General features: G+C 70.3%; 11 protein-coding genes, 1 tRNA gene and 1 pseudogene. 6 read left to right on the top strand and 7 right to left on the bottom strand.

The window, feature by feature from the left end:
• Nucleotides 1-41: 41 nt before the first annotated feature.
• The 4 genes and pseudogenes from B9S64_RS16590 to B9S64_RS16610 all read right to left on the bottom strand — a co-directional run.
• The gene (locus B9S64_RS16590) at nucleotides 42-887 is read right to left on the bottom strand and encodes a Cof-type HAD-IIB family hydrolase (protein ID WP_103492815.1); all 846 of its coding nucleotides are present in this window, start codon (nucleotides 885-887) and stop codon (nucleotides 42-44) included.
• Between the two features lie 142 nt (nucleotides 888-1,029).
• The gene (locus B9S64_RS16595; RefSeq protein ID WP_103492816.1) at nucleotides 1,030-1,941 is read right to left on the bottom strand and encodes an LLM class flavin-dependent oxidoreductase; all 912 of its coding nucleotides are present in this window, start codon (nucleotides 1,939-1,941) and stop codon (nucleotides 1,030-1,032) included.
• A 10-nt stretch (nucleotides 1,942-1,951) separates the two neighbouring features.
• Nucleotides 1,952-2,515 (bottom strand): RNA 2'-phosphotransferase, encoded by a 564-nt coding sequence (locus B9S64_RS16600; RefSeq protein ID WP_103492817.1) that lies wholly within the window; start codon nucleotides 2,513-2,515, stop codon nucleotides 1,952-1,954.
• Nucleotides 2,516-2,832: 317 nt separating this feature from the next.
• Nucleotides 2,833-3,717, bottom strand: a pseudogene (locus tag B9S64_RS16610) (alpha/beta fold hydrolase); the annotation flags it as partial.
• 249 nt (nucleotides 3,718-3,966) lie between these two features.
• Between B9S64_RS16610 and B9S64_RS16615 the strand changes: the two are divergent.
• The 6 genes from B9S64_RS16615 (at nucleotide 3,967) to B9S64_RS16640 (ending at nucleotide 8,828) form a co-directional block, all read left to right on the top strand.
• Nucleotides 3,967-4,956, top strand: coding sequence for an ABC transporter ATP-binding protein (locus tag B9S64_RS16615; protein WP_103492842.1), 990 nt, complete (start codon nucleotides 3,967-3,969; stop codon nucleotides 4,954-4,956).
• Nucleotides 4,946-5,854, top strand: a complete 909-nt coding sequence (locus B9S64_RS16620; RefSeq protein WP_103492820.1) for an ABC transporter permease — start codon at nucleotides 4,946-4,948, stop codon at nucleotides 5,852-5,854. The genes B9S64_RS16615 and B9S64_RS16620 overlap by 11 nt, the downstream gene beginning before the upstream one ends.
• Entirely contained in the window at nucleotides 5,851-6,762 is a 912-nt protein-coding gene (locus tag B9S64_RS16625) for an ABC transporter ATP-binding protein (RefSeq protein WP_103492821.1), read from the top strand. Before B9S64_RS16620 ends, B9S64_RS16625 begins: the two co-directional genes overlap by 4 nt.
• 30 nt (nucleotides 6,763-6,792) lie before the next feature.
• On the top strand, nucleotides 6,793-7,512 hold the full coding sequence (locus B9S64_RS16630; protein WP_103492822.1) for an ABC transporter permease: 720 nt from the start codon (nucleotides 6,793-6,795) through the stop codon (nucleotides 7,510-7,512).
• Between the two features lie 274 nt (nucleotides 7,513-7,786).
• On the top strand, nucleotides 7,787-8,479 hold the full coding sequence (locus B9S64_RS16635; RefSeq protein ID WP_103492843.1) for a hypothetical protein: 693 nt from the start codon (nucleotides 7,787-7,789) through the stop codon (nucleotides 8,477-8,479).
• Nucleotides 8,480-8,743: 264 nt separating this feature from the next.
• Nucleotides 8,744-8,828 (top strand) — tRNA-Ser (locus B9S64_RS16640).
• Nucleotides 8,829-9,007: 179 nt separating this feature from the next.
• Here the strand turns inward: B9S64_RS16640 and B9S64_RS16645 are convergent.
• The 3 genes from B9S64_RS16645 to pheA form a co-directional block, all read right to left on the bottom strand.
• Nucleotides 9,008-9,826: an HAD family hydrolase gene (locus B9S64_RS16645; protein WP_103492823.1), complete on the bottom strand. Its 819-nt coding sequence runs from the start codon at nucleotides 9,824-9,826 to the stop codon at nucleotides 9,008-9,010.
• Nucleotides 9,823-11,100 (bottom strand): serine--tRNA ligase, encoded by a 1,278-nt coding sequence (gene serS, locus B9S64_RS16650; protein WP_103492824.1) that lies wholly within the window; start codon nucleotides 11,098-11,100, stop codon nucleotides 9,823-9,825. The genes B9S64_RS16645 and serS overlap by 4 nt, the downstream gene beginning before the upstream one ends.
• Nucleotides 11,101-11,671: 571 nt before the next feature.
• Nucleotides 11,672-12,607 (bottom strand): prephenate dehydratase, encoded by a 936-nt coding sequence (gene pheA / locus B9S64_RS16655; protein WP_103492825.1) that lies wholly within the window; start codon nucleotides 12,605-12,607, stop codon nucleotides 11,672-11,674.
• Nucleotides 12,608-12,630: the final 23 nt, after the last annotated feature.

The following is a 12,630-nucleotide window of genomic DNA, read 5'->3' on the forward strand; positions in this document are numbered from 1 at the left end:
ACGCCGGGTCCGCGCCGGGCCCTCGCCGGTCGAGCCCGGTGTCAGTGCCCCGCGAGGATCCGCTCGATGACGATCGCGACGCCGTCCTCGTTGTTGGTGAGGGTGACCCCGGTCGCCGCCGCCAGCGCTGCCGGATGGGCGTTGCCCATCGCGAACGACGCGCCCGCCCAGCTGAGCATCTCCACGTCGTTCGGCATGTCGCCGAAGGCGACCACCTCGGCCGGGGCGATGCCGCGCTCGGCACAGCAGGCGGCGAGCGTCCCCGCCTTGGAGACTCCGAGCCCGCTGATCTCCAGCAGCGCGGTGGGGCTGGAACGGGTGAACGAGGCGATCTCGCCCGCCGCCTCACGCGCCAGTGTCAGAAACCCGTCCGGGGTCATCTCCGGGTGGTGGGCGAGCACCTTCAGGACCGGGGCGCCGGAACCCGGCTCCTCCTCCTGGAGCAGTTTCTCGGCAACGGCCACGGTGGCACCCGGGTCCAGGTGGAACGGCGGATAGGCGGGCTCGTAGTGGATGCCCGTGGTCAGTTCGACGGCGAACGACGTGCCCGGAGCGGCGTCCCGCAGGATCCGGACGACGTCCAGGGCCGCGCCCCGCTCCAGCGGACGGACCTCGACCAGCCGTCCGTCCGCGTGGAGGTCGGCGACGGCCGCGCCGTTCGCACAGATGGCCATGCCGTGGCCGTGCACGTGGGAGCTGACGACATCCATCCAGCGGGCCGGCCGCCCGGTGACGAAGAAGACCTCGATCCCCGCCTTCTCGGCTGCCGCGAGGGCCGCGATCGTGCGGTCCGACAGGGTCTTGTCGTCCCGCAGCAGAGTGCCGTCCAGGTCGGTGGCGATCAGCCGGGTGAGGGCGGGCAGAGGGGGGTCCATCGCTGAGGTCACCCCGCCATTCTCCCGTACCGGGTCGCACGGTCGTGCAGAGGGGCGCCCATCTGAGACCGCGAGCCGCTGAGCTGCGGTACGTGTCAATGGCATATGCCAAGGGCCGAGGGGGCTGCTTCGGGGTGCGATCAGGGCCGGAGGGTCAGTCGAGCTGGGACAGGCCTTCGGTGGTGATCCGTTCGAATACGGCCTCGTCCGCCGCGAAATCGGAGTCCGGGACCGGCCAGTGCAGGACGATCTCGGTGAATCCGAGCGCGAAGTGAGTACCGGCGAAATCCACGAACGCGTCGAACGACGTCAGCGGGCGGTCCGGTGTGAAACCGGTCAGAAGGATCTTGTCCAGATCCCGGGTGTCCCGGCCGACCGCCTCCCCGGCCTCGCCCAGCCGTTCGATCTGCCCCCGCAGGGCCGCCACGGACTGCTCAGGCGTTCCGGCCTCGAACAGCTTGGGGTCCCCGGTGGTCACCCACGCCTGCCCGTACCGGGCGGCCAGCTTCAGCCCGCGCGGCCCGGTCGCGGCGACCGCGAACGGCAGCCGGGGGCGCTGGACGCATCCGGGGATGTTCCGGGCCTCGTTCGCCACGTACAAGGGCCCCTCGTGTGTCACGGACGGCTCCCGGAGCAGCCGGTCCAGGAGGGGCACGAACGCGTCGAAGTGGTCGGCGCGCTCCCGTGGGGTCCAGGGCTCCTCGCCGGTCCCGCGCAGGGTCGTGGCGTCGAAGCCGTTCCCTCCGGCACCGATGCCGAGAGTGACGCGCCCGTCGGAGATGTCGTCGAGGGAGATGAGTTCCTTCGCGAGCGTCACCGGGTGCCGGAAGTTGGGCGAGGTGACCAGCGTGCCCAGGCGCATCCGCTCGGTGGCGGCGGCGGCCGCCGTCAGGGTGGGGATCGCGCCGAACCAGGGCCCGTCGCGGAAGGTACGCCAGGCGAGGTGGTCGTAGGTGTACGCGGCGTGGAAGCCCAGGTGTTCGGCTCGGGTCCACAGGGCGCGGCCACCGTCGTTCCACCGGTGGATGGGCAGGATCACGGTGCTCAGGCGGCGGGAGGAGGTCATGCGCCCGACTCTACGGTGACCGTCGCGGGGTCCGGGAGGGCAGGCGCAGGAAGCGCGGGGGGACGGAGCCGGTGAGCCAGACACCGTTGGCACTCACATGGAAGAGGTGGCCCGCGCGGTGCATGGCGCCCGCGTGTACGGCGAGGACGACCGGGACGCCGCGCCGGGCGCCGACGCGGGTGGCCGTCTCACGGTCGGGCGAGAGGTGGACGTGGTGGCGGGCCATGGGGCGCAGCCCCTCGGCGCGGATCGCGTCGAGGAACCGGCCGACCGTGCCGTGGTGGAGGTACTCGGGGGGCTCGGCCGGCGGCAGCGCGAGGTCGACCGGGACGCTGTGGCCCTGGTTGGCGCGGACGCGGTCGCCGGAGAGGGCGAAGCGCCGCTTGTCGTCGGCCGCCACCACCTGGTCGAGCTCGGCCCGGCTCACGGGGAACCCGTGACGGGCGCAGGCCCGCAGCAGCGCCTCCACGGGCACCCAGCCCTGGGCGTCGAGTGCGATCCCGATGCGCTCCGGTTGATGCCGGAGGTGCTTCGACAGGTACTTCGACACCTTCACGGTGCGTGGTGCGTTCATCCCGTCAGCGTGCCCGCGCCGGTGGTCTCGGCGCATCCGGAATTCACGCGCGGTTCGCGACACCGATGGCGCCCACCAGGTTTGATCCACAGCCAAGTCCGGTTATCCACAGGAAACTTGGTGAAACTGTGGACAACCAGTGGGTGATATGCGGCATTTGCCCAATCTTGGTGCTCTGTAGCCCTGTTCGGATCCCCAGGCGTAAGGACGGTTCTCCACACGGTGGTTGACGGTCGTGCCGCGAAAGCGCCCCGCACGCGGCACAGTTGCCCAAGTCGCGTGCCGGACAACGCCCTTCGCGTGTCTCAGGAGACATCGGTGACGAACTCCGCGATCCACCGGGACAACTGCTCCGGCCGGGTGCGCGGGACCCAGTGCTTCGCCGGCAGCGAGCGTCGCACCAACCGGGGCACCCAGTCGTCCAGTTCGTCGTAGAGCGAAGGCGACAGGAAGGCGTCACCGGTCGGCGTGATCAGCTGCACCGGCACATGCGCGTACGGGTCCGGTCGCGGTCTGCGCAGCCGCGTACGGATGTTGTCCCGGTACAACCAGGCGCCGTGGGAGGCGTCCCTGGGCAGTGAGGACGTCGGGTAGCCGTCCGCGGGCACCTTCTCCATCCGCCGCAGGATCCGCGGCCACTGGCGGCCGAGCGGCCCGCGCCAGGCCATCTCGGGCAGGACGGGGGTGTGCAGCGCGTACACGTACCAGGACTTGGCGCCCTGGCCCGCCAACTCCCCCATGCCGCGCCGGGTCCGCCGGGTCGTCCGGTGCCTGATCCAGTGGCCGAAGTGGTCGAGGCAGGGCCCGGAAAGGGACGTGAACGACGCCATCCGTCCCTTGGTGCGGTCCACCGTGGCGAACTCCCACGACTGCACCGATCCCCAGTCGTGCCCCACCACATGGACCGGACGGCCGGGGCTCACCGCGTCCACGACGGCCAGGAAGTCGTCGGTCAGCTTCTCCAGGGTGAAGCCGCCCCGCAGCGGGCGGGGAGCCGTCGAACGGCCGTGTCCCCGCACGTCGTACAGGACCACGTGCCACTTCTCCGCGAGCCGCTCCGCCACCCGCGACCAGACCTCCTTGCTGTCCGGATAGCCGTGGACGAGTACGATCGTCGGCCGTTCCGCGTTGCCCAACTCGGCCACGCACAGCTCGATCCCGCCCGTGCTCACCCAGCGCTCGCGCGCGCCCCGCAGCTTCACGCCGTCCCCTTGTCGATGTCGGCATCGCGCTACGTGTCCGTAACGTGACACCGCCGAATGTGGCAACCCGGCGCCGATGCGTCAAGGGACGGCCGCCACCTGTGGATGACGGATCATCCTTCACGGGGTCCCCTTACGGGTTCGTACGCCTCTGGTCGGACGCCGATACGACCGTCAGGGCTGACGACGCGCGGGGGGTGCGCCGCTACCTTCGTAGACGTGACTGTGATCGCGACCGAAAGCCTGACGATGCGGTTCCCCCGGGTGACCGCGCTTGACCGGCTCTCCTTGGACATCGGACCCGGTGTGACCGGCCTGGTGGGTTCCAACGGGGCCGGCAAGTCCACCTTGATCAAGATCCTGCTGGGTCTGTCCCCCGCCACCGAGGGCAGGGCCGCGGTGCTCGGGCTCGACGTCGCGACCGAAGGCGCCGCGATCCGGGAGCGGGTCGGGTACATGCCCGAGCACGACTGCCTGCCGCCCGACGTGTCGGCGACCGAGTTCGTCGTCCACATGGCGCGGATGTCGGGCCTGCCTCCGACGGCGGCGCGTGAGCGCACCGCCGACACCCTGCGGCACGTCGGCCTGTACGAGGAGCGCTACCGCCCCATCGGCGGCTACTCCACCGGCATGAAGCAGCGGGTCAAGCTGGCCCAGGCGCTGGTCCACGACCCGAAGCTGGTGCTCCTGGACGAGCCGACCAACGGGCTGGACCCGGTGGGCCGCGACGACATGCTCGCCCTGATCCGCCGGGTCCACACGGACTTCGGGATCTCCGTCCTGGTCACCTCGCACCTCCTCGGTGAACTGGAGCGCACCTGCGACCACGTCGTCGTCATCGACGGCGGCGCGCTGCTGCGTTCGAGCTCCACCAGCGACTTCACCCGGACGACCGCGACCCTGGCGGTCGAGGTCACGGACAGCGACGAGCACCCCGACGGGACGGACGCCCTGCGCCGCGCGCTGACCGCCGCCGGGGTCACGTTTCTGGGCCGCGACGGGCTCGACGGCGAAGGACTGCCGGGCGCCGGCCACATCCTCCTGCTGGAGGCGGCCGGCGAGGACACCTACGACCTGGTCCGCGACAGTGTCGCCGGGCTGGGACTCGGCCTGGTCCGCATGGAGCAGCGACGCCACCACATCGCCGAGGTCTTCCGGAACGGGGCGGCCCCGCAGGCGGCCGTGCCCGCGGCGGCCGGAGCAGGACAGCAGAAGGGGAGCGGCCGTGATGAGCGCTGACACCGGGACCGCGACCGGGAGCGAGGCCTCCCGGATCCACAACATCGGATACCGCTCGTACGACGGTGTCCGGCTGGGCCGTTCCTACGCCCGCCGCTCGCTCTACTCGCAGTCCCTGCGGGGTGCGTTCGGCCTGGGCCGGTCCGCCAAGTCCAAGGTGCTGCCGATGCTGCTGTGCGGGGTGATGTGCCTGGTGGCGCTGATCATCGTGGCCGTCGCCATGGCCGCGCCCACCATGACGAAACTCCCCGTCCGGTACACCTCGTTCGCGATCTACCTCCAGGCCGTGATCGGGCTGTTCGTCGCGTCCCAGGCGCCGCAGTCCGTGTCGAGGGACCTCCGCTTCAAGAGCGTGCCGCTGTACTTCTCCCGGCCGATCGAGCGCGTCGACTACGTGCTCGCCAAGTTCGGCGCGATGGCGTCGGCCCTGCTGGTCCTCACCGGGCTGCCGCTCGTCATCCTCTATGTGGGCGCGCTGCTGGCCAAGTTCGACTTCGCCGATCAGACCAAGTGGTTCGGACAGGGGATGGTCTCGGTGGCCCTGCTGTCGGTGCTGTTCGCGGGGCTCGGGCTCGTGGTCGCCGCGCTGACCCCGCGGCGCGGCTTCGGAGTCGCCGCCGTCATCGCCGTGCTGACCATCACCTACGGGGCCGTCTCCACGGTCCAGGGGATCGCCTGGACGACCGGGTCGACCGGTGCGGTCTCCTGGCTGGGCCTGTTCTCGCCGATCACGCTCATCGACGGGGTGCAGACCGCGTTCCTCGGGGCCACCTCCGCCTTCCCGGGCGGCGAGGGGCCGGGCGCCGCGGCCGGTGTGGTCTATCTGCTCGTTGTTCTCGCGCTCGTCGCCGGCTCGTACGCCGTCCTGATGCGCCGCTACCGGAGGGTCGGGCTGTGACCACCATCGAGATCGACCACACCTCGCGCTGGTTCGGCAACGTGGTCGCCGTCAACGACGTGAGCATGACCATCGGCCCCGGCGTCACGGGGCTGCTGGGTCCCAACGGCGCCGGCAAGTCCACGCTGATCAACATGATGGCCGGCTTCCTGGCCCCGTCCACCGGCAAGGTCACCCTCGACGGCAAGCAGATCTGGCGCAACGAGGCGGTCTACCGGGCGATCGGCATCGTGCCGGAGCGGGAGGGGATGTACGACTTCCTGACCGGTCGCGAGTTCGTCGTCGCCAACGCGGAACTGCACGGCCTGGACGCCGCCGCCGCGCAGCGGGCGCTCGCCACGGTCGAGATGGAGTACGCGCAGGACCGCAAGATCGCCACGTACAGCAAGGGCATGCGCCAGCGCGTGAAGATGGCGTCCGCCCTGGTGCACGACCCCTCCGTCCTGCTGCTCGACGAGCCGTTCAACGGCATGGACCCGCGTCAGCGGATGCAGCTGATGGAGTTGCTGCGGCGGATGGGGGCGGAGGGCCGTACGGTCCTGTTCTCCTCGCACATCCTGGAGGAGGTCGAGCAACTCGCCTCGCACATCGAGGTGATCGTGGCGGGACGGCACGCGGCCTCCGGCGACTTCCGCAGGATCCGCCGGCTGATGACCGACCGGCCGCACCGCTACACCGTGCGCTCCAGCGACGACCGGGCCCTGGCCGCCGCGCTGATCGCGGACCCCTCCACGGCGGGGATCGAGGTCGACGCCACCGAAGGCGCCCTGCTGATCCAGGCGGTCGACTTCGGGCGCTTCACGGCGCTGCTGCCCCAGGTGGCCCGTGCGCACGGGATCCGGCTGCTGACCGTCTCCCCGTCCGACGAGTCCCTCGAATCGGTCTTTTCCTATCTCGTAGCGGCCTGAGTAGTGGCCTGAAAGGAGCTGTGAAGCGTCATGTACGACCCCACAGTCGCCCGGCTCACCTACCGGGCCCTGCTCGGCCGGCGCCGGGCCGCCATCCTGTTCGTCCTGCCGGTGCTGCTGGTCGCCATCGCCGTGGCGGTACGGGCGTTCGCCGGGGCGGACGACGACGTCGCGTCCGGGGTGCTCGGCGGGTTCGCCATCGCGACGATGGTGCCGCTGATCGGCGTCATCGCCGGCACGGGTGCCATCGGACCGGAGATCGACGACGGCTCGATCGTCTATCTGCTGGCCAAGCCGGTGAAGCGGCCGACGATCATCTTCACCAAGCTCATCGTCGCCATCGGTGTGACGATGCTCTTCTCCGCGGTGCCGACCCTGGTCGCGGGCTTCGTCCTCAACGGCAACGGCGGGCAGATCGCGGTCGCGTACACGATCGCGGCGCTGGTCGCGTCGATCGCGTACAGCGCGCTGTTCCTGCTGCTCGGCACGGTCAGCCGGCACGCGGTGGTCTTCGGCCTGGTGTACGCGCTGGTGTGGGAGGCACTGTTCGGCAGCCTGGTGCCGGGCGCAAGGACGCTCAGCGTGCAGCAGTGGTCCCTCTCGGTCGCCGAGAAGGTCGCCGGGGAGGGCCTGGTCACCTCGGACGTGGGCCTGCCGCTGGCCACGGTCCTGCTGGTGGGCGTCACGGTCGTGGCCACCTGGTACGCGGGCCAGAAACTGCGGGCGCTGAAGCTCGCGGGCGAGGAGTGAGACCGGCTCCCGTCGAACGGCTCTGACGGCAACCCCCGCCCGGTGGGCGGGGGTTGCCGTATGTGCGGGGCCGGGCGCGTGACCGTACGCTTATCGGTTCGTTGGGCCGGGTGCGTGGAGGCAACTGGAATCTGTGGCGTCGAGCTTTCGTGACCTAGGGGAATGCCGGCCATCGGGCCGGTCATCGAGCAAGTGGCAACCGTGAGCGCCCTCCACCCCCGCAGCCCGGGGACTGGGCCGTCCATCGCCGTACCCCCGCACGAAAGGCATGCCCATGCCCACGGAAGTCGCCCTGCTCGAATCCCACGCGCTGCGTGCCGAGCGGATGGGGCGCGTCGACGCCCTCGACAAGATCAAGAGCCTTGTCATGCTCCCTGACGGAATTCACGTTCGCACAGAGGACGTGGCGCGGTACTTCGAAGTATCCACAGAGGTCGTCAAAAAGGTGACACAGCGCCATCGCGCCGAGCTTGAGGGGAACGGGCTGAGGCGGCTGCGCGGCTCTGACCTGCACAACTTCCATAGGGACATGTTGTCCCTATGGAAGGGGAACGAGGGGCCAGGTTATCCACAGGCAGCCACGCAGCTCACCCTCTACACCCGCAGGACCGTGCTCAACATCGCGATGCTTCTTCGCGACAGCGACATCGCCCGCTGCGTCCGTACCTATCTGCTCGACGCCGAGGAGGAGCTCCGGGTGGCCTACGCCTCGCTCGACCGTCGCGTCTCCCATGTGGAGGGCTGCCTGGCCGGGGTCGGGCGCGCGCTCCAGGAGCTGGGGCCCGTACTGGGCCGGATGTCGTACCGTCTCGACGTCCTCGACCGGAAGCTGGACCTCACCCACCAGGTCGTCGGCGCCATCAGCGTCCGGCTGACCGACGTGGCGCAGGACATCGGCCGGCTGGACGCGCGTCTGGACGAGGTGGCCCGGCGGGTCGAGGGCCTGGACCACCGCCGGAGCGGCTGACGCGCGCGGGCGGACAAGCGCTGTCGGGGGCCGGTAATTCGCTGGACCCCCGACAGCGCGTTCGGGCACAGTGGTTCCGACGGCGCCACGGGACGGCGCCGACCGGAACCGGGGAGGAGCGCGGCGATGGCCAGGAGTTGGAGTCCGCCGGGCTCCCCGCAGGGTGGTCCGCAGCAGGCACCGCGCTAGCCCCATCAGCTGAGCGCGACGCTGCCGCAGCAGGACCCCAGGTGGCCACTCGCGCGCATCGCGCGGCCACCTCCCGGAGGATTGGCCGAGTGGTAAGGCAGCGGCTTGCTAAGCCGTCGTCGGGGTACGCCCCGCGCGCGTTCGATCCGCGCATCCTCCGCGTCGAAGACGAGACGGACGAAGCCCGCCCCCGTACGGCAGCTGCCGTACGGGCGCGGGCTTCGTCAGGCGCGTGCCGCGGCCGAGGCGGGCGCCGCGTGGCCACGGGCCCACGGGCCGCGGGGCGCCGCCTGTTCGAGCCGTGTCACGGGCTGCGGGACACCGACCCTTCGAGCCGTGTCAGGGGCGGGGTGACGGCGTCCGGAGCAGGTCCTCCAGCACCACGGCGATGCCGTCGTCCTCGTTGGAGGCGGTGACCTGGTGGGCCACGGCCTTCAGCTCTTCGTGGGCGTTGGCCATGGCCACCCCGTGCCGGGCCCAGCCGAACATGGGTATGTCGTTCGGCATGTCACCGAAGGCCACCGTGTCCGACGCCGTCAGGCCCAGGCGCCGGGCGGCGAGGGAGAGGCCGGTCGCCTTGCTCAGGCCCAGGGGCAGGATCTCGACCACGCCCGGTCCGGCCATGACCACGTCCACCAGGCCGCCCACGGCCTGCCGGGCCGACTCGGCCAGGGCGTCGTCGTCCAGCTCCGGGTGCTGGATGTAGACCTTGTTCAGCGGGGCCGTCCACATCTCGGTGGAGTCCTCGACGAAGACGTACGGCAGCGGGCCGTCGTGCACCCGGTAGCCGGGCCCGACCAGCACCTCCCCGTCGAGGCCGTCACGGCTCACGGCCAGCGAAAGAGGACCGACCTCGGCCTCGATCTTGGACAGCGCCAGCCCGGCCAGCCGGCGGTCCAGCGTCAGGGAGGTCAGCAGCCGGTGTTCCCCGGCGTGGTAGACCTGCGCGCCCTGGCCGCACACCGCCAGCCCCTCGTAGCCCAGGTCGTCCAGTATGTAGCGGGTCCAGGGGACGGCCCGGCCGGTGACCACGATGTGTGCGGCACCGGCCGCGGTGACCTCGGCCAGCGCCTCGCGGGTGCGCTCGGAGACCGTGTCGTCGCCACGCAGCAGCGTGCCGTCGAGGTCGGTCGCGACGAGCTTGTACGGGAAGCTCACTTGGAGACCGGCTTCAGGACCTCGCGGCCGCCCAGGTACGGCCGGAGCACCTCCGGCACCCGCACCGAACCGTCGGGCAGCTGGTGGTTCTCCAGAATCGCCACGATCGTGCGCGGTACGGCGCACAGGGTGCCGTTCAGCGTGGCCAGCGGCTGGACCTTCTTCCCGTCCCGCATGCGGACCGAGAGCCGGCGTGCCTGGAAGCCGTCGCAGTTCGACGCGGACGTCAGCTCGCGGTACTTGCCCTGGGTGGGGATCCACGCCTCGCAGTCGAACTTCCGGGAGGCCGACGCGCCGAGGTCACCGGTGGCGACGTCGATCACCTGGAACGGCAGCTCCAGCCCGGTGAGCCACTGCTTCTCCCAGTCCAGGAGCCTGCGGTGCTCGGCCTCGGCGTCCGCCGGATCGACGTACGAGAACATCTCGACCTTGTCGAACTGGTGGACGCGGAAGATGCCCCGGGTGTCCTTGCCGTACGTACCCGCCTCGCGGCGGAAGCACGGCGAGAAGCCCGCGTACCGCAGCGGCAGCTTGTCCGCGTCGATGATCTCGTCCATGTGGTACGCCGCGAGCGGGACCTCGGAGGTGCCGACCAGGTAGTAGTCGTCCTTCTCCAGGTGGTACACGTTCTCCGCGGCCTGGCCCAGGAAGCCCGTGCCCTCCATGGCGCGGGGGCGCACCAGCGCGGGCGTCAGCATCGGGACGAAGCCCGCCTCGGTGGCCTGCGCGATGGCGGCGTTGACCAGGGCGAGCTCCAGGAGCGCGCCGACGCCCGTCAGATAGTAGAAGCGCGAGCCGGAGACCTTGGCGCCCCGCTCCATGTCGATGGCGCCGAGCGCCTCACCGAGCTCCAGGTGGTCCTTGGGCTCGAAGCCCTCCGCGCCGAAGTCGCGGACGGTGCCGTGCGTCTCCAGGACGACGAAGTCCTCCTCGCCGCCGACCGGCACGTCCTCGTGGACCACGTTGCCGAGCAGGAGGAGCAGTCGCTTGGCCTCGGCGTCGGCCTCGTCGCGGGCGACGTCGGCCGCCTTGACCTCGGCCTTCAGTCGGTCGGCCTTCCCGAGGAGTTCGGCGCGCTCCTCGGGGGTGGCCTTGGGGATCAGCTTTCCGAGCGACTTCTGCTCGGAGCGGAGTTCGTCGAAGCGGACGCCGGACGACCTGCGCAGCTCGTCGGCGGAGAGCAGTGCGTCGACGAGTGCGACGTCCTCTCCACGGGCGCGCTGGGAGGCGCGAACACGGTCGGGGTCCTCACGGAGCAGGCGAAGGTCAATCACCCCTCAAGGCTACCGGTGCGGACATCCCCCACTCGAACCGATATCGACGCGTGCGGCGTTTTGTCGGGATTGCCGGAATCGATATTCCCGTGGAGAGGTGCGCGGCGGTGGGGTCGGTGAAGATCTTCGGTAGAGGATCATCAATACATGGAAATGCGGGCAAATGCCCCCACTGTCGGGGCATCACGGTTTCCATGGGCGGGAGTTGGGGGGCGGGGAAGTGCGTGCTCTTGTCCACAGGGAGGGGGTGATCCGTTTAGTTATCCACAGGCTGTGAAGGAGATCTGTGGACATCGGAAGTGATCATTCCGAAAGCTGTGGGAGGGGCGCCTATTTACTGCTCAAACCCCGTTCAGGCACTCATTCGAGTGGGAATTCCTGCCCCTAAAGAGTTGATCAACGGAATTTAGGTGACAACGGCGGAGGTGTGGCCTTGCGGGTGATCATGAGAGTGTAGGGCGATTTGTCGACCATGCGGCTTCCCGGTGTCGACTTGTCCCCAGCCCACAGGGTGCCTGTGGATAACTTTCCGGCTCCGCCCACAGCCCGTGCCGCGTACCGGCGCCGGCCCTCAGGCCCGGCCGTCCTGGCTGCGGGCCAGCCAGTCGGAGGCCTCGGTGAAGTCCTTGTCCGACGTCCCGATCCGCAGCGGGCTCACCTCTTCGGGCGTCACTCCGGCCCGCGGATAGGAACCCAGGAACCGCACCTTCGGGCAGATCCGCTTCAGACCCATCAAGGCCTCACCGACCCGGCGGTCCGCGATGTGTCCTTCGGTGTCCACGGCGAAGCAGTAGTTCCCGATGCCCTCCCCGGTGGGCCGTGACTGGATCAGCATGAGGTTGACCCCGCGCACCGCGAACTCCTGGAGGAGTTCGAGCAGGGCGCCCGGGTGGTCCTCGCCGAGCCAGATGACCACGGAGGTCTTGTCCGCCCCCGTCGGTGCCGAGGGCCTGGCCGGGCGCCCCACCAGGACGAACCGGGTCTGCGCGTTCGCCGCGTCGTGGATCTCCGTCACGAGCGGTTCCAGCCCGTACGTCGCGGCGGCGAACTCACCGGCGAAGGCGGCGTCGTACCGGCCCTCCTGGACGAGCCTGGCCCCGTCCGCGTTCGAGGCGGAGGACTCCCACACCGCGTTCGGCAGATGGGCGGCCATCCAGTTGCGCACCTGGGGCTGGGCCGCCGGGTGCGCGGTGACGGTCTTGATGTCGGACAGCTCGGTACCGGGCCGCACCAGCAGCGCGAAGGTGATGGAGAGCAGCACCTCCCGGTAGATCATCAGCGGCGCGCCCGTGGTCAGCTCGTCGAGCGTCGCCGTGATACCGCCCTCCACGGAGTTCTCGATCGGGACGAGCGCCGCCGCCGCCTGCCCGTTGCGCACCGCGTCCAGCGCCGCCGGGACGGAGACCATCGGGACGAGTTCGCGGGTGGCGGCTTCCGGGAGCGTGCGGAGGGCCACCTCGGTGAAGGTGCCTTCGGGGCCGAGGTAGGCGTAACGCGTGGCTGACATACGGTCACTCTAATGGCCCGGCA

This window comes from Streptomyces sp. SM18, from assembly GCF_002910775.2.
GTDB classification, from domain to species: domain Bacteria; phylum Actinomycetota; class Actinomycetes; order Streptomycetales; family Streptomycetaceae; genus Streptomyces; species Streptomyces halstedii.